The following is a 21479-nucleotide window of genomic DNA, read 5'->3' as shown; positions in this document are numbered from 1 at the left end:
CACGGCCCGCACCACACCGTCCTCGGTGTCGAACCGCACCCGCAGATCCCTGACCTGGAGATAGGGCCCGTCGCCGGAGCGCTGCTCCGGCACCTCCGGGCGGTCCGGCTCCCCGGACGGCACCGCCTCCGACCTGCCCATTGACCGCCTCCCCTTCGGTGATGAAGAGAACCTACAGGAAATCCCCAGAGGCGAAAATAAGCTACATCGAGCGGTCTGTCAGCGGTCCGAGCGTAACGACTCGGTCTCCCGTCCGCACGCCCCTCACCTGGGACATCCACAGCCGCGATTGGGCGTCGCCGCCTCGTCGTCGCACCCGTCGTGCGACGATGGTCGTGGCGATCAGGGAAGGATTCTCACCAGCACGAGGTGGAGGTGACCATGACCGCGGCGGTGTTCGGCCACGACGGCCCGTGGACCGAAGAGGAGTACCTCGCCCTCGGCGAGACGCAGGAACGCGTCGAATTCTTCGACGGGAGCCTCTACGTGACTCCAGGTCCCACCCCGCTGCACCAGAACATCTCCGGTGAGCTGCGGGCCGCACTCCGGGCACCAGTGCGCCAAGCCGGGCTTCGCGTACTGGAAGCGGTGAACGTCCGACTCAGGCCGGGCCGGATACCGATCCCCGACCTCGCCATTGTCGACGACGTTGATCTCCGGGTTCCCGTTATCGAGGCGAGCAGCGTCCGGCTGGTCTGCGAGATCATCTCCCCGAGCAACGCCGCCACGGACAAAGTGCTCAAGATGCACTACTACGCTGCCGCCGGCATCGAGTGGTATCTCCTTGTCGACCAGGAAACCCTGACGATGCACCTTTACCAGCGGCAAGGAGCGCACTACGTCGAGCGGTCCGTCACGAAGGCCGGCGAGGTACTGGAGCTGACGGATCCGGTCCACGCGACGATCCGGCCTGAGGATCTGCTCGCCTGACGGATGTCGGTGCGCTCGCCTAGGGTCGGCGCATGAGCGAGCGTCAGCAGGGCAACGGAGTGCCGGCATGAGCGAGTTCGACGCGGCGACCGCAGCCGTCCAGGCCGCTCTCGACGCGGGTGCCCGGTACGCCGACGCCCGGGTCATGCACCGCCGCTACGAGTCGATGTCGGCCCGCAACGGCGACATCGAGGAGCTGAGCCAGGACGAGAGCATCGGGCTGGGCGTACGCGCACTCGTCGGATCGGGGTGGGGCTTCCACGCCGTACCCGATCTGTCCGACGCCGCGGCCCGCGACGCCGGCCGGCGCGCCGCGGCGATCGCCACCGCGAGCGCGCGGGTGCCCGGCCCGCCGATCGACCTGGTGCCGGTCGAGGCGACGGTGGCGAGCTGGGCCTCGGACTGCGGCGTCGACCCGCTCGGGGTGCCGCTGTCGGACAAGGGCGACCTGCTGGTCCGCGCCACGGCGACGATGCGCGAGCACGGCGCCGACCTGGCCGAAGGGCTCTACCAGATCTGGGACACCTCGAAGTGGTTCGTCTCCAGCGAGGGCCACCGGATCGACCAGCGCATCCGGGAGTGCGGTGGCGGCATCTCGGCCACCTCGATCGGTGCCGGCGAGACCCAGCGGCGGTCCTACCCGAGCTACCGCGGGCAGTACGGCACCACCGGCTGGGAGCTGGTCACCTCGCTCGACCTGGCCGCGCACGCCGCCCGGATCGCCGAGGAGTCCCGCGAGCTGCTCACCGCGCCGCTCTGCCCGTCCGGCGAGACCGATCTGATCCTCGGCGGCGAGCAGCTCGCGTTGCAGATCCACGAGTCCGTCGGGCATGCCATCGAGCTGGACCGCATCCTCGGCTGGGAGGCGGCGTTCGCCGGCACGTCCTGGCTCGACCTGGCCCGCCTCGGCTCGCTGCGGTACGGCTCCGAGCTGATGAACGTGACGATCGACCCGACCATCCCGGGCGCGCTGGGCAGCTTCGGCTTCGACGACGAGGGCTCCCCGGCGGTCGCCCGGGACGCGGTCCGCGAGGGGCGGTGGGTCGGGGTGCTCGCCGGCCGTGACTCGGCCGCCGTCGCCGGCCTCGACTACGGCGGCAGCGTACGGGCAGACGGCTGGGCCCGGTTGCCGATGGTGCGGATGACGAACGTGGGCCTGGAACCCGGCCCGCACACGCTCGACGAGATCATCGCGGCCACCGACGACGGGGTGCTGATGGACATCAACCGGTCCTGGTCGATCGACGACAAGCGGCTCAACTTCCAGTTCGGCTGCGAGGTCGGCTGGGAGGTGAAGAAGGGCCGCCGGGGGCGGATGCTGCGCAACCCGACCTACACCGGCATCGGGCCGGTCTTCTGGCGCTCGATGGACATGCTCTCCTCGGAGACGGTCGCCTGGGGCACGCCGAACTGCGGGAAGGGGCAGCCCGGCCAGGTCGGGCACACCGGTCACCCGGCCGCGCCGGCCCGGTTCCGCGGCGTCCGCGTGGGGGTACGGGCATGAGCGAGCGCAGCGAGCGAATCAGCAGGCTCAGGGCGACGGTGCCTCATGACGGCACGGAGCGAAGCGGAGTGCCGGCATGAGCGAGCGCAGCGTGAGCGCCGAGTTGGAGATCGCTTCCGGGGTGGTGGACCTGGTCCGGCACACGGCCGGTCCGGGCGCCGAGGCCGAGGTGCTGGTGACCCGCACCGACCTGGCGCTGACCCGGTTCGCCAACTCGTTCATCCACCAGAACGTGTCCGAGACCGGCGTCGCCGTACACCTGCGGTTGCACGTGGACGGGCGGACCGCGACCGGCAGCGGCAGCCGGGTCGACGCCGACGGGCTGGCCGCCCTGGTCGAGCGGACCCGAGCCGCGGCCCACCTCGCGCCGCCCGACCCGGCCTGGCCGGGGCTCACCGCCCCGACCTCGGTGCCGTCCGGCCCGGCCGTCGACGAGGCCACCGCGTTCGCCTCGCCCGACGAACGGGCCGAGCGGGTACGCGCGTTCGTGGACGCGGTCGACGGGCTGGAGGCGGCCGGCTACTGCCGCACCGCGTACCGGTCGGGGGCGTTCGCCAACTCGGCCGGGCACACGGCTGTGGGCCGTGCGGCCGAGGCGGCGATGGACGGCATCGCCCGCGCCAGCGGCGCCGACGGGGTGGCCCGGCTCTGCGCCGACCGGCTGGCCGATCTCGACGGCGCGGCGCTCGGCGCCCGTGCGGCGGCGAAGGCGCGCGCCGCTGCCGACCCGGTCGAGCTGCCGCCCGGGCACTACGAGGTGGTGCTCGAACCGGCGGCCGTCGCCGACCTGTTGCAGAACCTGGCCTGGTACGGCTTCAACGGCAAGCGGTACGCCGAACGGCAGTCCTTCGCCGAACCGGGCACCGCCCAGTTCGACCCGGCGGTGACGCTGGTGGACGACCCGCTGCACGCCGGCACGCTGCCGTTCGATCTGGAGGGCACGCCCCGGCGGGCGTTGCCGCTGGTGGAGCGGGGCACCACAGGGGCGGTGGCGTACGACAGGCGCGGCGGCGCCGAGGCGGGCACCGGGTCCACCGGCCACGGTATGCCGGGGAGCGCGACGTTCGGGCCGATCCCGCACAACGTCCGCCTGCTGGCGGCCGGCGCGGACCCGGGCGCGGAGTCGGCCGCCGCGGCGGTGAGCGCGGGCGTGACCGGGGCGGTGGGCGACCCGGACACCGCCGCGCTGGTGTCCGGGATGCGGCGCGGGCTGCTGGTGAGCGACTTCTGGTACACCCGGGTGCTGGACCCGAAGCAGCTGGTGGTCACCGGGCTGACCCGCAACGGGGTGTGGCTGGTCGAGGACGGCGTCCCGACCCGGGCGGTACGCGACTTCCGGTTCACCGAGTCGTACCCCCTGGCGATGGGGCCGGGCCGGGTGCTCGGCCTGGGCCGGACGGCGGTTCGCCAGCCCGCTCGCGTCGACGGCTCCTGGTACGAGACCCCGGCGCTGCGGCTGGCCTCCTGGCACTTCACCGGCGGCGCGTCCGGGTGATCCGGCGCGCCGCCTGGCGCGTCACGGCACCGGTCGGCGCACCGTTCGGCCGACCCGCCACATTGATCATGAACTGACTCTTTCCAAGCTGCGGGACACACGGGACACTGCGTTGCGCGGCCGGGCCGTGAAGATCGGCGTAACGTGTGTCACTTAGCCGCACCGGTTCGCCGGTGTGGCCTCGCGCGTGCGCAGGACGTGACAGTGACGTCAGGGAGATGACTCGAATGACAACTACGTCGGCCAGGACGCCGAGACCGCAGCCGCGGGGAGGGCGGGCACGCGCCGCCATCGCGGCGAAGACGTTGCGGACCGACAGATGGTGGATCGCCCCGCTGATCACAGTGGTGGGCCTCAGCGCGTGGGTCATCTACGCGACGGTCCGGGTCTTCATGCACAAGTGGTACTGGGTGGAGCAGTACCACTACCTGACGCCGTTCTACTCCCCCTGCGTCACCGACCGCTGCGTCGAGGGCTCCTCGCACTTCGGCCAGTTCCTGCCCGGCTGGTGGATCATCCCGGACGCGGCGCTCACCCTGCCGTTCCTGCTGCTGTTCCGGCTGACCTGCTACTACTACCGCAAGGCGTACTACCGGTCGTTCTGGCTGTCGCCGCCGGCCTGCGCGGTGCCGGACGGGCACCAGTCGTACAGCGGCGAGACGCGGTTCCCGCTGCTCGGGCAGAACCTGCACCGCTACTTCTTCTACGCCGCCGCGATCATCTCGCTGATCAACACCTGGGACGCGGTCCTGGCCTTCCACTCCCCCGAGGGCTTCGGCTTCGGCCTGGGCAACATCATCCTGATCGGCAACGTGGTGATGCTGTGGGCGTACACGATCTCCTGCCACTCCTGCCGGCACATCATCGGCGGGCGGCTCAAGCACTTCTCCAAGCACCCGATGCGCTACAAGGCGTGGACCGGGGTGTCCTGGTTGAACGTCCGGCACATGCAGCTCGCCTGGATCACCCTCGGCACCCTGGCACTCACCGACTTCTACGTGATGGCGGTCGCCGCCGGCTGGATCAACGACCTGCGGTTCATCAACTGAGAGCCTGGACATGACTGAGACGCGAATCGAACGACACCACTACGACGTCGTCGTGATCGGGGCCGGTGGCGCCGGCCTGCGCGCGGCGATCGAGGCCCGGCTGGCCGGCAAGAAGACCGCGATCATCTCGAAGTCGCTGTTCGGCAAGGCGCACACGGTGATGGCCGAGGGCGGCGCCGCCGCCGCGATGGGCAACGTGAACTCGCGCGACAACTGGCAGGTGCACTTCCGGGACACCATGCGCGGTGGCAAGTTCCTCAACAACTTCCGGATGGCCGAGCTGCACGCCAAGGAGGCGCCGCAGCGGATCTGGGAGCTGGAGACGTACGGCGCGCTGTTCGACCGCACCAAGGACGGGAAGATCTCGCAGCGCAACTTCGGCGGCCACGAGTACCCGCGCCTGGCGCACGTCGGCGACCGGACCGGCCTGGAGCTGATCCGTACCCTCCAGCAGAAGATCGTCTCGCTCCAGCAGGAGGACAAGCAGGAGTTCGGCAGCTACGACGCGCGGATCCGGGTCTTCTCCGAGACCACGATCACCGAGCTGCTGCTCGACGGCGACCGGATCGCCGGTGCGTTCGGCTACTACCGCGAGTCCGGCGAGTTCGTCCTGTTCGAGGCGCCCGCGGTGGTGCTCGCGACCGGCGGCGTCGGACGGTCCTACAAGGTCACCTCGAACTCGTGGGAGTACACCGGTGACGGGCACGCGCTGGCGCTGCGCGCCGGGGCCACGCTGATCAACATGGAGTTCCTCCAGTTCCACCCGACCGGCATGGTCTGGCCGCCCTCGGTGAAGGGCATCCTGGTCACCGAGTCGGTACGCGGCGACGGCGGCGTGCTGAAGAACTCCGAGGGCAAGCGGTTCATGTTCGACTACGTCCCGGACGTGTTCCGCAAGCAGTACGCGGAGACCGAGGAGGAGGCGGACCGCTGGTACACCGACCCGGACAACAACCGGCGTCCGCCGGAGCTGCTGCCCCGCGACGAGGTCGCCCGTGCGATCAACAGCGAGGTCAAGGAGGGCCGGGGTACGCCGGCCGGCGGCGTCTACCTGGACATCGCCTCCCGTAAGTCGGCCGAGGAGATCCGCCGCCGCCTCCCGTCGATGTACCACCAGTTCAAGGAACTGGCCGACGTCGACATCACCAAGGAGCCGATGGAGGTCGGCCCGACCTGTCACTACGTGATGGGCGGCGTCGAGGTCGACCCGGACTCCGGCGCGGCGTACGGCACCGTGCGCGGGCTCTACGCCGCCGGTGAGGTGTCCGGCGGCATGCACGGCTCCAACCGGCTCGGCGGCAACTCCCTGTCCGACCTGCTGGTCTTCGGCAAGCGCGCGGGCGGGCACGCGGCCACGTACACCGATCAGCTCACCACCCGCCCGGCGGTGTCGGTGGCGGCGGTCGAGGCCGCCGTGGAGACGGCGCTGGCGCCCCTGCAGCGGGACACCGGCGAGAGCCCCTACCAGCTCCAGCAGGACCTGCAGGCGGTGATGGGCGACCTGGTCGGCATCATCCGCCGGGAGAGCGAGCTCGCGGACGCCATGCGCAGGCTGGCCGAGCTGCGGGAGCGGGTGGCGAAGGTCAGCGCGGCCGGCGGCCGGCGCTACAACCCGGGCTGGCACCTGGCGCTGGACCTGCGCAACATGCTCGTGGTCTCGGAGTGCACCGCGATGGCGGCGCTGGAGCGGCAGGAGTCGCGCGGCGGGCACACCCGGGAGGACTACCCGGCGATGGACCCGAAGTGGCGCCGGGTCAACCTGGTCTGCTCGCTGGACGGGGACGCGGTCCGGCTCACCGAGAAGCCGCTGCCGAAGATGCGGCCGGAGCTGATCGGGCTGTTCGACCGGGCCGAGCTGGCCAAGTACCTGACCGACGAGGAACTCGCCGAGTTCGACGCCCTCAACGAGGAGGCGAACAACTGATGGGAAGTAAGCGCCAGTTCCGCATCTGGCGGGGCGACGAGACCGGCGGGGACCTGAAGGACTACACGGTCGAGGTGAACGAGGGCGAGGTGGTCCTCGACGTGATCCACCGGCTCCAGGCCACCGAGGCCCCCGACCTGGCGTGCCGGTGGAACTGCAAGGCCGGCAAGTGCGGCTCCTGCTCCATGGAGATCAACGGCAAGCCGCGGCTGGGCTGCATGACCCGGATGTCGACGTTCGAGGAGTCCGAGACCGTCACCGTCACCCCGCTGCGCACCTTCCCGGTGATCCGGGACCTGGTCACCGACGTCTCGTTCAACTACGAGAAGGCCCGGGAGACCCCGGCGTTCGCGCCGCCGGCCGACGTGGCCCCCGGTGACTACCGGATGCAGCAGGTCGACGTCGAGCGCTCGCAGGAGTTCCGCAAGTGCATCGAGTGCTTCCTGTGCCAGAACGTCTGCCACGTGATCCGTGACCACGAGGAGAACAAGCCGGCGTTCTCCGGTCCCCGGTTCTTCATCCGGGCGGCCGAGCTGGACATGCACCCGCTCGACGCGCGTACCGACCGCCGGGAGTACGCGCAGTCGGACATGGGTCTCGGGTTCTGCAACATCACCAAGTGCTGCACCGAGGTCTGCCCCGAGCACATCAAGATCACCGACAACGGGATCATCCCCATGAAGGAACGGGTCGTCGACCGCAGGTACGATCCCCTTGTGTGGCTCGGTAACAAGATCTTCCGGAGGGGTCAGGTGCCTCAGACCAGCGCGACCAGCGGGCATTCCAGCGGTGCCGTTACGTCCGGAGGGGCGCACGGCGGGGCGCACGCGCACGGCGGCGGTTCGCACGCCGGCGGGGTGCACTCGCACGCGGGCGGCTCGCACGACAGTGCCGCCGAGCGTCAGGCGCAGCAGGGCGTCAACTGGCACCGCGAGGTGCCGCACCCGACCGCCCCGGCGGTGGACGCCAACGGCAAGCTGCCGCTGACCGAACTGACGTTCAACAAGGCCGCCGCGCCGTCGCCGTTCGGCGACGACGTGACGTTCCCGCTGCCGCCCGAGCACCTCAACTTCGCTCACCCGCAGCAGGACGAGCCGAAGCACTGAACAGCAGCGCGACGACGACGGGGGCCAGCGGCACACGCCGCGGGCCCTCGTCCCGTTTCTGCCCGGCTGTCCGGTTCACCGGACGGCCCGGCTCGCGCCGCGATCGTTCAGGCGGTGTCGAGCAGCGGGCGCAGCGCGGCCACGATCGGCACGTCGGCCGGCAGCCAGTCGACGCTGTCCAGCTCGGCGGCGGTCAGCCAGCGCAGCTCGGCGTGCTCCAGCGCCTTGGGCTCGTCGCCGTGCAGCAGGCGGGCGGCGTAGACGCGCAGCACGGACCGGCCGTGAGCCATCCGTACGTCCCGGCCGACACGCGCGCCGACAGCCACCCGTACGCCCAGTTCCTCGGCACACTCCCGGGCCAGCGCGTCGGTCTCGGCCTCGCCGGGCTCGACCTTCCCGCCCGGGAACTCCCAGCGCCCCGCCACCTCGGGGGGCGCGGAGCGCTCACACGCCAGCACCCGGCCGCCCTCGATGATCGCCGCCCCGACGACCACCTTCGGCTCCCGCCGGTCGGCCTGCCCGCTTCCGCTTACCCGTTCGGTCCGCACGGGCCACCAGCGTGCCAGATCAATCGGCGGTTTGGGTAGCTGCGTCGACCGTCAGGTCAGCAGAACACGGAAGTGTGGGCGTGGACACACCATCTGAGTGGCGAGAGACTAGAGGGCGTCGACTGGGACACGGGATGGCGACGATTTGGCCACAAGCCGGCAACGACGCCTGGGAGGTGCGGTGATGCGCGTGCTGTTCAGCGGCCGGGTGAAGCACGACTACCTCAGCGACGCGCTCGCCCTGCTGTCCGGATGGACGCGCGAGGGCGAACAGATCCGCCGCACCATCGTCCTCGACGACACCCAGCACGCCGCGCTCACCGAGCGGGTGGCGGTGGTGGCCGACGCGCTGCGGTTGCGCCCCGAGATCAGCCGCCGGGCCGACCGTACCCAGATCCGGCTCGGGCACGACGACGGCGAGCCGCTCACCGAGGGCGAGGTGCTGCTGGCCGCGCGCATCGAGGACGCGGTCCGCGCGGTCACCGAGTCCTGAGCCGCTGGCACGCCCCGCCTACCCTCGGGTGCATGTCTGGCCCCACGTACGACCGCAAGGAACAGTTCCAGCAGATCCAGAGCGGGTTGCTGCCCGGCGAGCAGATCATCGCCGTCTACGACGCGATCGGCACCGGCACCGGCTTCATCGGCCTGACCGACCGGCGCGTGATCGTCCAGGACCGCTCCTTCGTCGGCAAGCGGTACGCGATCACCAGCATCCCGTACTCGAAGATCACCAGCGTGAGCGTGGTGAGCAACAAGTCCTGGGGTGGTTCGTTCTTCTCCACCGGGTCCATCGCGGTGCACGTCGGCACGCACACCTACGAGGTCGAGTTCCGGGGCGCGCAGAAGAGCCACCACGTGCACAACGTGATCCTGCAGTACATCTCCTGACCCGCCTGGCACAATCGCCGCCATGCGAGGGCTGACGACGCGATGGCGGGCCTGGGGCGACCGTCGACGGGCCGTACGCCTGCTCCGCCGCCTCCTGGTGCTCGCCACCGCCGCCGTGACGCTGCTCGGCGCCGCGACTGTCGCCGGCGCGGTCTGGGTCCGCGGCGCCGCCGAGGGCCACCTGTTCGACGCCGCGGACGCGCCGGAGACGCCGGTGGCCCTCGTGCTGGGCACCAAGGTGGAGCCGGACGGCACCCCGGCGCCGTTCCTGGCCGCGCGGCTGGAGATCGCCCGCCAGTTGTACGCCACCGGCAAGGTCCGGGTGCTGCTGCTCTCCGGCGACCACATGAACTGGGACTACGACGAGCCGGACGCGATGCGGCGCTGGCTCGTCGACCGGGGCGTCCCGGCGGAGAAGACGGTGCTGGACCACGCGGGGTTCGACACGTACGACTCGTGCGTCCGCGCGTACCGCGTCTTCGGGGTGCGGCGGGCCACAGTGGTCACCCAGTCGTTCCACCTGCCGCGTGCGGTGGCGCTCTGCCGGGACGCCGGCATCGACACCGTCGGCGTCGGCGACGACACCGCCCGCCGGTACGCGGGCCAGTGGCGGATCAGCTCCGTCCGCGAGTACGGCGCGTGCGTGAAGGCCGCCGCGGACGTGCTCACCGGGCGCGACCCGGTGCACCTCGGCCGCCGGGAGACCGGAGTGGACGACGCGCTGCGGGCGTAATCCGGTTGTCCCTCCGGCTCGGCTGCTGGTCTGCTGAACCCCTCGAAGCCGACCGGAGGGAGCACCGCCATGCCACACGCTGCGAAGCCCAACCGACCCGTCGTCACCTCATCCGAAACGAGGCTTCGTGTTGTCGTACCCCATTGCGTCGGAGGTCACTGACCTCGCGTCGCGTCGCGTCCCGTCCGCCCGGCGGGAGGGCGCGTGATGTCCGTCTTCGACGATCCCGGCCTGTTCGGCCGGCTCTGGGCCGCCACCTACGACGGCCCCGGCAATCCCGACCCGGCCCCGGCCGTCGACTTCCTCGCGCCGCTGGCCGAGGGCGGCCCGGTGCTCGAACTAGCTGTGGGCACGGGCCGGGTGGCCCTGCCGCTGGCCGCCCGCGGCCTGACCGTGGGAGGCGTCGAGGCGTCCCCGGAGATGGTCGCGCACCTGCGCGCCAAGCCGGGCGGCGCGGACATGCCCGTCACCGTCGGCGACATGGCGGACGTCCCGGTCCCCGGGCCGTACCGTCTGGTCTTCCTGGTGTTCAACACACTGTTCAACCTGGTCTCGGAGGAGCGCCAGGCGGCGTGCTTCCGCAACGTCGCCCGGGTGCTCGCGCCCGGCGGCGCGTTCGTCATCGAGACCTTCGTGCCCGACCCGGCGGACTTCGACCGGGACGAGCAGGTCCAGGTGCGGGAGGTGACCGAGGACTCGGCCACCATCCGCATGCACCGGTACGACCGGGCGGCGCAGACGTTCGTGCGCCAGACCGTCACGTTCGACGCCGCCGGCGTGCACCTCAAGCCGTTCGCCATGCGGTACGCCTGGCCGGAGCAGATCGACGAACTGGCGGAGCGGGCCGGGCTGCGGCTCACCGAGCGGTACGCCGACTGGGACCGGTCGTCGTTCGACGCGGACAGCCGCTCGCACATCTCCGTCTACCGGCGGCGGTAGCGCTCACGCCGAGGGCCGGGGTCTCGCGTCCCGGCCCTCGGCCTGCGCCGATACGCTGACGCGGCCGGTGTCCGCCGTCCCGGCCGGGAGGTACCGATGACAGTCACCGTCGCCGCCATGGACGACGCGCACGCCGACGCCGTGCTGGAGATCTACCGCCTCGGCATCGCCGAGGGCAACGCCACGTTCGAGACCGAGCCGCCGGACTGGACGCGGTTCACCGCCACCCGGCTGCCCGACCACCGCTGGGTGGCGCTCGACGAGGCCGGCGACGTGCTCGGCTGGGCGGCCTGTTCGGCGGTCTCCGAGCGCAGCGTCTACGCCGGGGTGGTCGAGCACTCCGTCTACGTGCACCCGCGGGGGCGCGGACGCGGGGTCGGCCGGGCCCTGCTGGAGGCGCTGATCGCCTCCACCGAGGCGGCCGGGATCTGGACCATCCAGTCCGGCGTGTTCCCGGAGAACACCGCGAGTCTCGCGCTGCACGCGGCGTGCGGCTTCCGCGTCGTCGGCACCCGCGAGCGGGTAGGCCGCCACCACGGCACCTGGCGCGACGTGACCTTGATCGAACGCCGCAGTCCCCGCATCTGACCCCTTGATCACCGGGTTGGTCAGGCGCCGACCAGGTGACGGCGCACCAGGGCGTCCCGCTCCAGGACCAGGTCGACCATCTGCCAGAACTCGGCGAGCCGGGGATGGGTCAGGCCCTCCTCGCGGCTGAGCTTGCGGCCGAAGATCGGGCTGTCCCCCGCGACCTCGCCACCGTTGACGAGCGTCGCGGCCGGCCCCGGCGAGCCGGCCACCGGCCCGACCCGGCAGCCGAAGGTGACGTGGTCGTCGAAGTCGTCGCGGCCCCAGCTGCCCAGGATCGCGTCGATCCAGACCTCGTGCACGCCGTCGTGGTGGTAGCAGCTCGCAAAATAGACGGCCGCCGTCGCGTCGTCGGTGCGGATGTCGGCCCAGGTCCGCTCCGCGGCGGTGTCGCAGCAGCCGCAGACGAACTCCCGTACCTGGCGGGTGCTCTCGTCGATCCTCAATGTCACCGCGCGAACCCTAGCGAGCCCTACGCCGCCGCGCGTACCCGAAGGCACTTGACGGATCAACCACGCGGGTGCAATGGTTAGCTACATGAGTAACGAACCAATGGAGTTGGTATGGATGACGGTCGGCCGATCTTCGTCCAGATCGCGGAACTGATCGAGAACTCGATCATCGACGGGACGTACGCGGAGGAGACCCAGGTGCCGTCGACGAACGAGCTGGCGGCGTTCCACCGGATCAATCCGGCGACCGCCGCCAAGGGGATCAACCGCCTGGTCGACGACGGGATTCTCTACAAACGCCGGGGAATCGGAATGTTCGTGGCAACGGGGGCCAGCGAAACACTCCGAGAGCGCCGTCGGCACGAGTTCTCCGACCAGTACGTGCGGCCCCTCATCGAGGAGGCCCGCAAATTGGGCATCGGCACCGAGGAGCTGAAGAAGCTCATCGAGACATGGGAGGAACAACGATGAGCGTCGTGGCGGCTGCCGGCCTCACGAAGCGGTACGGCGACGTGGCCGCTCTCGACGACGTCACCTTCACCCTGACGGGGAACAAGATCTACGGCCTCCTCGGCCGCAACGGCGCCGGAAAGACGACGCTGATGCAGCTGATCACCGGCCAGCAGAGCGTCTCCAGTGGCGACCTGACACTCTTCGGCGAGCGGCCGTACGAGAACGAACGGGCGCTGTCGCAGGTGGCCTTCATCAAGGAGAGCCAGACGTACCCGGCCGTCTACCAGGTCCAGCACGTCCTGAGCCTGGCCCGGCGGCTGTTCCCGAACTGGGACGAGGACTTCGCGCAGTCCCTCGTGGACGGCTTCGAGCTGCCCCGCAAGCGCAACGTCCGCAAGCTGTCCCGCGGCATGACGTCCGCGCTGGGCGTGACGATCGGCCTGGCCGCACGCGCGCCGCTGACCTTCTTCGACGAGCCGTACCTGGGACTCGACGCAGTCGCCCGGCAGCTCTTCTACGACCGGCTGCTGGCCGACTACGCCGAGAACCCGCGCACCGTCGTGCTCTCCACACACCTCATCGACGAGGTGGCCGACCTGATCGAGCACGTGGTGCTGCTCGATCACGGCAAGCTGCTGCTCGACGCGCCCAGCGACGACCTGCGCGGAGAGGTGATGGAGGCGACCGGCCCCGCCGAGGCGGTGGACGAGTTCGCTACCGCGTACACGGTGCTGCACCGCGAGCATCTGGGCGGTGCAGCCCGGACGACGCTGCGCGGCTCGTTCGACAACGCCGACCGGCTGCGCGCCAAGAAGCTCGGCATCGACCTGGCGCCGGTGTCACTGCAGCAGGCCGTGGTGCGCCTGACGACGGAAAGGACGAACTCCCGATGACTCGCATCCTCGACGTCGCCCGGATGCACACCATCGCCTGGATCGGCCAGCTGGCCTGGCCGTGGGGCATCATGGCCATCTCACTCGGCGTCAACCTGCTGATCTTCGCCTCGATCGACGAGGCGGCGCCGGGCAAGAACACCACGGGTGGCCTGGCCAGCCTCTACATCGTCTGCGCGATCGTCGCTGCCGCCTCGATCAGCCAGGTGTTCCCGTTCGCCCTCGGCATGGGCGTCACCAGACGCACCTTCTACCTCGCCACCATGCTGGTAAACGTGGTGCAGGCGGTCGTCTACGGCGTCCTGCTCTACCTGCTCAACCTGATCGAGGGCGCCACCGGCGGCTTCGGGATCGAACTACGGTTCTTCCGGATCCCGTACATCGACGTCGACAACGGGCTGTTGCAGATCGCCGTCTACGCGGTGCCGTTCCTGTTCCTGAACTTCGTCTCCATCTTCGTCGCCGTCTGGTACGTCCGGTTCGGCATGAACGGCCTGCTCGGGGCCGGCGCGGCCCTGATCCTGGTGACCGGCCTGCTCGTCGCGCTGGTCATCTGGCAGGACTGGTTCGGCGGCATCTGGGAGTGGCTGAGCAGCCAGCACCAGGCCAGCCTGCTGGTGGGATGGCCCGCCCTGATCGCCGCGGTGGCCGCGCTCGGCGGCATGGCGGCCATCCGGCGGGCGAACGCCTGACGGTACGCACACAGCGACCGCCGGCCCGCGAGACGCAGGCCGGCGGTCGTTCGTGCGATGGTGGTAGACCTCTCAGCGCCTGGTCTCGTACCTCGTCAGGAGCACGCCGCCAGGGAACGTCCGGGTCTCCACCAGAGCCAGGTTCACCCAGTTGTCGAGGGTCGCGAAGAACGGCTTACCGCCACCCACCAGGACCGGATGGGTGACGAGCACGTACTCGTCGATCAGCCCGCCCCGCATGGCCGCCGCGGCGAGGGTGGCGCCACTGATGTCCATCGGACCACCGTCCTCGGCCTTCAGCCGGCTGATCTCGGTGACCGCGTCGCCGGTGACCAGTCGGGTGTTCCAGTCGACCGGTCTGGTCGTCGAGGAGAACACCACCTTCGGCATGTCCCGCCAGCGGCGGGCGAACTCGGCGTGCGCAGGTGTGACGTCCGGCTGCTGATCGGCGGTCGGCCAGTGGGAGCTCATCGCCTCCCACAGTCGCCGCCCGTAGAGCGCCGTGCCGGTCTCCGCCACCCGGTCGGACCACCACTGGAACCACTCGTCGCTCGGCACACCCCAGCTGAGATCGTCGCCGGGCGCGGCGACGTAGCCGTCCAGGCTCACGTTCATGCCGAAGGTCAGTTTGCGCATCGTGCCAGCCTCCCGTGGGTCGATACTCGACGTACAGACCAGCACGGCGCCGGGAAACCATCGGTCAGGCCACGCCGAGCGCCGGCCCACCAGGATTCAGACGTCGAAGCGGATGGTCAGCGCTGGTCGCCGCCTGACGGCATTTCACACGTCGAGCCGGGAATCACCGGGGCCGGCGGCAGGTTCTCGACTACCAGCTCTGCGGCTTCTTCCGCCGTTGCGGCCAAGCCGATGATCCGCTCATAACCGGCGGCAATGACTTGGTAAGGAGGGCCGCCGCAGGCGATGAGGGGCAGATCGTGGGCAGGGGTATCGGGCCAGCTCCAAGCGGTCCTGAAGAACTTGATCGTCCCGTGCGTTGCCATAGGGAAGAGGGCGCGCAACGTGGGGTGCTCATAGGCTGCCCGGAAGACCGGATCATCCACCCACCAGCCCTGCGTGTCCTCCATGAGCGCGCGCCAAACGTCGTCCGCCGACGTCGCCGGTTCCATCGGAGCATCCTTGCACGAGCAGCCAACTGCTCGATGATTCTGCTGATGCAGCGCTCAGTCCAGAATCAGACGTTGAAGCGGAACTCCACCACGTCGCCGTCCTGCATGACGTACTCCTTGCCCTCGATCCGGACCTTGCCGGCGGCCTTCGCCGCCGCCATCGATCCGGCCTCGACCAGGTCGTTGTAGGAGACCACCTCGGCCTTGATGAAGCCGCGCTGGAAGTCGCTGTGGATCACCCCGGCGGCCTCCGGCGCGGTCGCGCCGACCGGGACGGTCCAGGCCCGCGCCTCCTTGGGGCCGGCCGTCAGGTACGTCTGGAGCCCGAGCGTCCGGAAGCCCACCCGGACGAGCTGGTTCAGGCCGGGCTCGGACTGCCCGATCGACTCCAGCAGTTCGCGGGCCTCGTCCTCGGGCAGGTCCACCAGCTCGGACTCGATCTTGGCGTCCATGAAGATCGCCTCGGCGGGCGCGACCAGGCCGCGCAGCTCGTCGAGAAACTCCTCGTTGCCCAGCTCGGCCTCGTCGACGTTGAAGACGTAGAGGAACGGCTTGGTGGTGAGCAGGTGCAGCTCACGCAGGTGTTCCAGCTCGACCTTCGCGGCGGCGGCGCCCGCGTACAGGGTCACGCCGTTGTCGAGGACCTCGACCGCCTTCTTGGCTGCCTCGACCGCGGCGGCCCGGTCCTTGCGGAGCTTGGCCTCCTTCTCCAGCCGGGGCAGCGCCTTCTCCAGCGTCTGGATGTCCGCCAGGATCAGCTCGGTGTTGATCGTCTCGATGTCGTCGGCCGGGGAGACCTTGCCGTCGACGTGCACCACGTTCGGGTCGGAGAAGGCGCGCACCACCTGGCAGATCGCCGAGGCGTCCCGGATGTTGGCGAGGAACGCGTTGCCCCGCCCCTGCCCCTTGGAGGCGCCCCGGACCAGGCCGGCGATGTCGACGAACGAGACCGGCGCCGGCAGCACCTTCTGCGAGGAGAAGATCTCGGCCAGCTTGGCCAGCCGATCGTCTGGGAGCCCGACCACGCCGACGTTCGGCTCGATGGTGGCGAACGGGTAGTTCGCGGCGAGCACGTCGTTCTTGGTCAGCGCGTTGAACAGGGTGCTCTTGCCCACGTTGGGCAGGCCGACGATGCCGATGGTGAGACTCACGACGAACCAGCTTACGCGCCTCGCCGCCACCGCCGGGCAGGCAGGTGCGCGAAGCCGGTCACTGCGGCGCGGCGGACAGCAGGCGTGGCTCGATCCGGGTCTCCCGGACCGTGCCGTCCTCGGCGCGGACCAGCTCGTACGCGGCCACGCCGGGCCGATCCGCCACCGCCTCGGCCAGGCGCGTGCCCCGGTAGATCAGCCCCACCCCGTCGTCGGTGCAGTGGCTGGCCGGCAGCGTGCCGTCGGCGACCAGCCGGTGCATCAGCGGGCGACGCTGCTCCTCGCTGTCGTAGTGCACGCCGTTGCCGTACGGGAGCCAGCCCAGCCCATCGGTGAACGGCCGAAGCGCCGGGCCGTAGCTGTCGGTGGCGCCGCCGGTGTGCCAGCAGATCGAGCCGGCGGACACCCCGCCGAGCACCACTCCGGCCTGCCAGCACTCGTGCAGGATCTCCGGCAGGCCGTGCACCCGCCAGACCGCGCAGAGGTTCGCCACGCTGCCGCCGCCGACCCAGACGATGTCCTGCGCGAGCAGGTGCGCGCGGATGTCCTCGACGTTGGGCATCGGGTAGAGCGCCAGGTGGGAGGTGCGGAACCGGGTGCCGGCGAAGGCGCCGTAGAAGACGGTGAACCCGGTCGGCTGGTCGCCGGTGGCCTGGCCGAGGTAGCAGACGCGCGGCGCGTCACCGGCCGCGGCCAGGTCGGCCATCAGGTCGAACAGGGCGCTGGGCCGCGCGTCCCAGGGGCCACGGCGACGGCTGGTGAAACCCATGCTGGTGGCGACGATCGTCGGTTCGGTGGCGGGCACGGTTGTCCTTCCGGGCGGCGGCGGTGCCGATCATTGTGCCGGATCCGCGGGCCCGGTCTCGGCCGCCGCGAGCAACGCGCGCAGCAGATCGGCCAGCCGGTCCTGGTCGGCGGGGGGCAGCGCGTCGAGGATCCGCCGTTGCACGGCGAGCCCGGCCTCGGCCGACTCCTCCACCACCCGGCGGCCGGTGTCGGTGAGCGTCACCCGCAGCGCCCGCCGGTCGGCCGGGTCCGGCGAGCGCCGTACCAGGCCGGCCCGTTCGAGCCGGTCGAGCCGCCCGGTCATGCCGCCGGAGGTGAGCATCAGCGAGGCGGCGAGCGCCTTCGGCGCCAGCGTGTACGGCTCACCGGAGCGGCGCAGCGCTGCGAGCACGTCGAACTCGCCCCGGCCGATGCCCCAGCCCGCGTACACCTTCTCCTGACCGTCGCCGACCAGCCGCGCCAGCCGGTAGATGCGGCCGAACACGGCCATCGGCTCGGGCCGCATGCCGGGGCGTTCCCGCCGCCACTGCTCGACGATCACGTCCACCTCGTCGCCTGTCACGGCTGCCGATTGTGCCGCACGTCCCACTTCCCCTTTTCGCTCGGTCCTGATTAGCTTAGCACTAAGATACTTAGGGCTGAGAAAGAGGCCGACATGAACCCCCGTTGGACCGACGTCGCGCTCACCGCCGCCGCACCCGTCACCTGGGGCACCACGTACCTGGTCACCGCCGAACTCCTTCCGCCGGACCGGCCGCTCTGGGCCGGGGCGATCCGCGCCCTGCCGGCCGGCCTGCTGCTGCTCGCCCTGACCCGCAGGCGACCACACGGCCTCTGGTGGGGGCGGGCCGCCGTGCTCGGCGCGCTGAACATCGGGGTGTTCTTCCCGCTGCTGTTCCTCGCCGCGTACCGCCTGCCCGGTGGCACCGCCGCCGTCCTCGGCGCCGCGCAGCCGCTGCTGGTGGCGGTGCTGACGGTCGCGCTTCTCCGCGACCGCCCCACCCGGCCGGCACTGGTCGCCGCCGTGGCCGCCCCGCTCGGCGTCGCCCTCGTGGTGCTGCGGCCGGGCGCCGGCCTCGACCCGCTCGGCGTCGCCGCCGGGCTGGCCGGTGCGGTGGCGATGGCCACCGGGCTGGTGCTCACCCGCCGCTGGGGCCGGCCGCCCGGCGTGGGCGTCCTCGCCGCGACGAGCTGGCAGCTCGTCGCCGGTGGCCTGATGATCGTGCCGGTAGCCGCCGCCGTCGAGGGCGCGCCACCAGTGCCCGACGGGCCGGCAGTTCTCGGGTACGCGTGGCTCGGGCTGGCCGGCACCGCGCTGGCGTACGTGCTGTGGTTCCGCGGCGCGGCGCGACTGCCGGTGTCCCGCGTGTCGGTGCTGGGCGCGTTGAGCCCGCTCACCGCCGCGGCGCTCGGCTGGGTGGTGCTCGGTGAGGCGCTGGACCCGGTCCAGCTCACCGGTTTCGCGGTGGCAGTGGGGGCGATGGTGCTGGCCCAGATGCCGGACCGGGCGGCGATCCCACCCGGCGCTCAGCCGGCCCGCAGCCGCCGCCAGTCGTCCGGCCACGCCTCGGCGGCGACGCCCTCGGGCAGCACACCGGCCGGTAGCTGCGCCGCTGCCGCGAGCGGCAGCGTGAACCGGTGCGCGGCGGCGGGACCGGCCGCGTACGACCGGTCGAGCAGCCACCGCACCTCGTCGGCGGTCCAGCCGAGGCCGGACCGCGCGGCGATCTCGCGGACCAGCCGCAGGCCGACCCGGGTGTCGTCGTCGTAGAAGCGCATGCACCAGTGGTGCGCCCACATGCCGAGCGCGCGCAGCCCGTCCGGGTCGAGGGAGCCGGCCAGCCGCCCGCAGGCGGTGTCCGCGAAGGGGCGACCGGGGTCACCGGCCCGATCACGCTCGATCGCGCCGTACGCGGCCGGCGCCACCACCCGCATCCGCTCGTAGAAGCCCTCCACCACCGCGGCGTCCAACGGTGCTCGCCCCGATCGCATCAGCGGACACCCCGCCCGGCCACGCTCGCCATGCCCCGCACCTCTTCTTGAGTTGGTGGCGGGACGCTACCGACCACTTACGACACTTTCTCGGGTCCGCCGGTCATGATCCACGCCACCTCGGCGGAGTGGCGGTGTCCCGGGGCCGGGGATACCGCCACTTCCCCGACCTGGCGCGACCGCCGCACGTCATGTCTGAATCCCGCCAGCCGAGCCCGGGAGCTGCGAGGCAGGATCGTGGCATGGAACTGGACTTCGAGCGGTGCTACCGAGCCGTCGACAGCCGCGACCCGCGGTTCGACGGCTGGTTCTACACCGGTGTGACGTCGACCGGGATCTACTGCCGGCCGTCCTGTCCGGCGATGACGCCCAAGCGGCGCAACGTCCGGTTCTTCCCGTCCGCCGCCGCCGCGCAGGGGGCCGGTCTGCGGGCGTGCCGCCGGTGCCGGCCGGACGCGGCACCGGGCTCGCCCGAGTGGGACGTCCGGGCCGACCTGGTCGGCCGCGCCATGCGGCTGATCGCCGACGGCGTGGTGGACCGGGACGGCGTGCCCGGGCTGGCCGCCCGGCTGGGCTACACCGAGCGGCACCTGCACCGGATGCTCCGGGCCGAGCTGGGTGCCGGCCCGCTGGCGCTGGCCCGGGCCCAGCGCGCGCAGACCGCCCGGATCCTGATCGAGACCACCGGCCTCGGCCTGGCCGAGGTGGCCTTCGCCGCCGGGTTCGGCAGTGTCCGGCAGTTCAACGACACGGTCCGCGAGGTCTACGGCGGCACCCCCTCCGAGCTGCGGGCCGGCCGTCGTGGCCCGACGGCGGCCACCGGTGCGGGCACGCTCTCGCTGCGGCTGGCATACCGGCCCCCGCTGCACGCGGGCGCGCTGCTGGACTTCCTCGCGCTGCGCGCGCTGCCCCGCGTCGAGGTGGTCCGCGACGGCACCTACCACCGGGGGCTGCGCCTGCCGCACGGTCCCGCCACGGTGGCGCTGACCCCCGCCGCCGGCCACATCGACGCGACGCTGCGGCTGGCCGACATGCGCGACCTGGCCCCCGCGGTGGCCCGCTGCCGCCGCCTGCTCGACCTGGACGCCGACCCGGTAGCGGTGGACGCCACCCTGGCCGCCGACCCGGCGCTGGCACCGGCCGTCGCGGCCGAGCCCGGCGTCCGGCTGCCGCACGCGGTCGACGGTTTCGAGCTGGCCGTCCGCGCCGTCGCCACCCAGCAGGTCTCGCTGGCCTCGGCGCGGACCACGCTCACCCGCCTGCTCTCCGCCACCCGGGCGGCGAGCGGGGCGGCCGCCGACGACCCGGCGGACGGCCTGGTGGCGTTCCCCGGTCCGGCGGAGGTGCTCGCGGCGCCGGACACGGCGTTCCGGATGCCGGCGGCACGCCGGGAGACGCTCCGCGCGCTGGCCCGCGCGGTCGCCGACGGCGAACTCGACCTGGAACCCGGAGGCGACCGGGAGGAGACGGTCCGGCTCCTGGCCGCGGTGCCCGGCATCGGCCCGTGGACCACCGGCTACCTGGCCATGCGCGCACTCGGCGACCCCGATGTCGCACTCACCACCGACCTGGGCGTACGCCGTGGCGCAGCAGCGCTCGGCCTGTCCGACGACCCGAAGACCCTGTCCGCGTACGCCGACCGCTGGCGCCCCTGGCGGTCGTACGCGACCATCCGACTCTGGAGAGCAGCATGAGCACTGTGGACAGCACCGTCATCGACACTCCCGCCGGCCCGTTGAGCGTGCTCGCCGGCCCCGGCGGGGCGGTACGCGCGGCGGGCTTCACCGCCGACCCGGCGGTCCTGCTGCCGCTGATCCACCCGAGCCTGCGCGGCGAGCTGCGGGAACGGGCCGACCTCGGTCCGGTGACCGCCGCTGTTCGGGCCTATCTGGACGGTGACCTGGCCGCCATCGATGCGGTAGCTGTGGAGCAGCACACCGGCGGCGCATTCCTGACGCACGCCTGGCAGGTGCTGCGCGACGTCAAGCCCGGTGATCCGGTCACCTACACGGGGTTCGCCGCGCTGGCCGGACGACCGGCGGCGATCCGGGCCGCCGCGGCGGCCTGCGCGCGCAACGCCGCCGCGCTGTTCGTGCCCTGCCACCGGGTGCTGCGCACCGACGGCACGCTGGGTGGATACCGCTGGGGGCTGGACGTGAAGAAGTGGCTTCTCGGGCATGAGGGACGGGTGACGGCTAGCTGACAGCCGGACTGTCACCCCCGGCGGCT

24 protein-coding genes and 1 pseudogene are annotated in these 21479 nt (G+C 71.6%); 17 read left to right on the top strand and 8 right to left on the bottom strand.

Annotated features, from left to right (window positions below; genetic code table 11):
- Positions 1 to 381: 381 nt before the first annotated feature.
- The 6 genes from OC439_RS26940 (at position 382) to OC439_RS26915 (ending at position 8008) form a co-directional block, all read left to right on the top strand.
- Entirely contained in the window at positions 382 to 930 is a 549-nt protein-coding gene (locus OC439_RS26940; protein WP_262015873.1) for a Uma2 family endonuclease, read from the top strand.
- 67 nt (positions 931 to 997) lie between these two features.
- Complete coding sequence (locus OC439_RS26935; protein WP_262015872.1) at positions 998 to 2434, top strand: TldD/PmbA family protein; 1437 nt, start codon at positions 998 to 1000, stop codon at positions 2432 to 2434.
- A 76-nt stretch (positions 2435 to 2510) separates the two neighbouring features.
- The gene (locus tag OC439_RS26930; RefSeq protein WP_262015871.1) at positions 2511 to 3929 is read left to right on the top strand and encodes a TldD/PmbA family protein; all 1419 of its coding nucleotides are present in this window, start codon (positions 2511 to 2513) and stop codon (positions 3927 to 3929) included.
- 227 nt (positions 3930 to 4156) lie between these two features.
- On the top strand, positions 4157 to 4978 hold the full coding sequence (locus OC439_RS26925) for a hypothetical protein (RefSeq protein ID WP_121685313.1): 822 nt from the start codon (positions 4157 to 4159) through the stop codon (positions 4976 to 4978).
- 10 nt (positions 4979 to 4988) lie between these two features.
- Positions 4989 to 6902 (top strand): fumarate reductase/succinate dehydrogenase flavoprotein subunit, encoded by a 1914-nt coding sequence (locus OC439_RS26920; protein ID WP_262015870.1) that lies wholly within the window; start codon positions 4989 to 4991, stop codon positions 6900 to 6902.
- Positions 6902 to 8008, top strand: coding sequence for a succinate dehydrogenase/fumarate reductase iron-sulfur subunit (locus OC439_RS26915; RefSeq protein WP_262015869.1), 1107 nt, complete (start codon positions 6902 to 6904; stop codon positions 8006 to 8008). Before OC439_RS26920 ends, OC439_RS26915 begins: the two co-directional genes overlap by 1 nt.
- Positions 8009 to 8115: 107 nt before the next feature.
- Here the strand turns inward: OC439_RS26915 and OC439_RS26910 are convergent, their stop codons facing one another.
- Positions 8116 to 8556 carry a (deoxy)nucleoside triphosphate pyrophosphohydrolase gene (locus OC439_RS26910; protein ID WP_262015868.1) on the bottom strand — a complete coding sequence of 147 codons (441 nt, stop codon included), beginning with the start codon at positions 8554 to 8556 and terminating at the stop codon, positions 8116 to 8118.
- 184 nt (positions 8557 to 8740) lie between these two features.
- Between OC439_RS26910 and OC439_RS26905 the strand changes: the two genes are divergently transcribed.
- The 5 genes from OC439_RS26905 to OC439_RS26885 all read left to right on the top strand — a co-directional run bounded on the left by OC439_RS26905 (position 8741) and on the right by OC439_RS26885 (position 11704).
- Positions 8741 to 9049, top strand: a complete 309-nt coding sequence (locus OC439_RS26905) for a 4a-hydroxytetrahydrobiopterin dehydratase (RefSeq protein WP_262015867.1) — start codon at positions 8741 to 8743, stop codon at positions 9047 to 9049.
- Between the two features lie 32 nt (positions 9050 to 9081).
- A complete protein-coding gene (locus OC439_RS26900) occupies positions 9082 to 9444 on the top strand; it encodes a PH domain-containing protein (protein WP_135241958.1) in 363 nt (120 codons plus the stop codon).
- Between the two features lie 22 nt (positions 9445 to 9466).
- A complete protein-coding gene (locus tag OC439_RS26895) occupies positions 9467 to 10177 on the top strand; it encodes a vancomycin high temperature exclusion protein (protein ID WP_262015866.1) in 711 nt (236 codons plus the stop codon).
- Positions 10178 to 10384: 207 nt separating this feature from the next.
- On the top strand, positions 10385 to 11116 hold the full coding sequence (locus OC439_RS26890; protein WP_262015865.1) for a class I SAM-dependent methyltransferase: 732 nt from the start codon (positions 10385 to 10387) through the stop codon (positions 11114 to 11116).
- 96 nt (positions 11117 to 11212) lie between these two features.
- Entirely contained in the window at positions 11213 to 11704 is a 492-nt protein-coding gene (locus OC439_RS26885; protein WP_262015864.1) for a GNAT family N-acetyltransferase, read from the top strand.
- Positions 11705 to 11724: 20 nt separating this feature from the next.
- Here OC439_RS26885 and OC439_RS26880 read toward each other — a convergent pair whose 3' ends face one another.
- Positions 11725 to 12156 carry a hypothetical protein gene (locus tag OC439_RS26880; RefSeq protein ID WP_262015863.1) on the bottom strand — a complete coding sequence of 144 codons (432 nt, stop codon included), beginning with the start codon at positions 12154 to 12156 and terminating at the stop codon, positions 11725 to 11727.
- Between the two features lie 111 nt (positions 12157 to 12267).
- Between OC439_RS26880 and OC439_RS26875 the strand changes: the two genes are divergently transcribed.
- Genes OC439_RS26875 through OC439_RS26865 form a run of 3 tightly spaced genes read left to right on the top strand, consistent with a single transcriptional unit; the run spans position 12268 to position 14194 of the window.
- Entirely contained in the window at positions 12268 to 12627 is a 360-nt protein-coding gene (locus tag OC439_RS26875) for a GntR family transcriptional regulator (RefSeq protein ID WP_262015862.1), read from the top strand.
- Complete coding sequence (locus tag OC439_RS26870; protein ID WP_262015861.1) at positions 12624 to 13502, top strand: ABC transporter ATP-binding protein; 879 nt, start codon at positions 12624 to 12626, stop codon at positions 13500 to 13502. The genes OC439_RS26875 and OC439_RS26870 overlap by 4 nt, the downstream gene beginning before the upstream one ends.
- Positions 13499 to 14194: an ABC transporter permease gene (locus OC439_RS26865; protein ID WP_262015860.1), complete on the top strand. Its 696-nt coding sequence runs from the start codon at positions 13499 to 13501 to the stop codon at positions 14192 to 14194. Before OC439_RS26870 ends, OC439_RS26865 begins: the two co-directional genes overlap by 4 nt.
- Before the next feature lie 72 nt (positions 14195 to 14266).
- Here the strand turns inward: OC439_RS26865 and OC439_RS26860 are convergent, their stop codons facing one another.
- The 5 genes from OC439_RS26860 to OC439_RS26840 form a co-directional block, all read right to left on the bottom strand.
- Positions 14267 to 14830: a dihydrofolate reductase family protein gene (locus OC439_RS26860; protein ID WP_262015859.1), complete on the bottom strand. Its 564-nt coding sequence runs from the start codon at positions 14828 to 14830 to the stop codon at positions 14267 to 14269.
- Positions 14831 to 14946: 116 nt separating this feature from the next.
- Positions 14947 to 15321 (bottom strand): DUF6193 family natural product biosynthesis protein, encoded by a 375-nt coding sequence (locus OC439_RS26855; RefSeq protein WP_262015858.1) that lies wholly within the window; start codon positions 15319 to 15321, stop codon positions 14947 to 14949.
- Positions 15322 to 15386: 65 nt separating this feature from the next.
- On the bottom strand, positions 15387 to 16472 hold the full coding sequence (gene ychF / locus OC439_RS26850; RefSeq protein ID WP_262015857.1) for a redox-regulated ATPase YchF: 1086 nt from the start codon (positions 16470 to 16472) through the stop codon (positions 15387 to 15389).
- Between the two features lie 58 nt (positions 16473 to 16530).
- Positions 16531 to 17277, bottom strand: coding sequence for a peptidase E (locus OC439_RS26845; RefSeq protein ID WP_262015856.1), 747 nt, complete (start codon positions 17275 to 17277; stop codon positions 16531 to 16533).
- Between the two features lie 30 nt (positions 17278 to 17307).
- A complete protein-coding gene (locus tag OC439_RS26840) occupies positions 17308 to 17820 on the bottom strand; it encodes a MarR family winged helix-turn-helix transcriptional regulator (protein ID WP_262015855.1) in 513 nt (170 codons plus the stop codon).
- 93 nt (positions 17821 to 17913) lie between these two features.
- On the opposite strand from OC439_RS26840, the pseudogene OC439_RS26835 reads away from it, so the two are divergent.
- Positions 17914 to 18735: pseudogene (locus OC439_RS26835) on the top strand (EamA family transporter); the annotation flags it as partial.
- Between the two features lie 50 nt (positions 18736 to 18785).
- On the opposite strand, the gene OC439_RS26830 reads toward OC439_RS26835, so the two are convergent.
- Positions 18786 to 19250: a hypothetical protein gene (locus tag OC439_RS26830; protein WP_262015854.1), complete on the bottom strand. Its 465-nt coding sequence runs from the start codon at positions 19248 to 19250 to the stop codon at positions 18786 to 18788.
- A gap of 242 nt (positions 19251 to 19492) precedes the next feature.
- Between OC439_RS26830 and OC439_RS26825 the strand changes: the two genes are divergently transcribed.
- Positions 19493 to 20944 carry a DNA-3-methyladenine glycosylase 2 family protein gene (locus OC439_RS26825; RefSeq protein WP_262015853.1) on the top strand — a complete coding sequence of 484 codons (1452 nt, stop codon included), beginning with the start codon at positions 19493 to 19495 and terminating at the stop codon, positions 20942 to 20944.
- Positions 20941 to 21453, top strand: a complete 513-nt coding sequence (locus OC439_RS26820; RefSeq protein ID WP_262015852.1) for a methylated-DNA--[protein]-cysteine S-methyltransferase — start codon at positions 20941 to 20943, stop codon at positions 21451 to 21453. Before OC439_RS26825 ends, OC439_RS26820 begins: the two co-directional genes overlap by 4 nt.
- Positions 21454 to 21479: the final 26 nt, after the last annotated feature.

It is taken from the genome of Micromonospora sp. Mcm103 (assembly GCF_024519755.1).
Classification (GTDB): domain Bacteria; phylum Actinomycetota; class Actinomycetes; order Mycobacteriales; family Micromonosporaceae; genus Micromonospora; species Micromonospora aurantiaca.
Note: the sequence above shows the minus strand (reverse complement) of the source record. Positions and strands in the feature narration are given on the sequence as shown.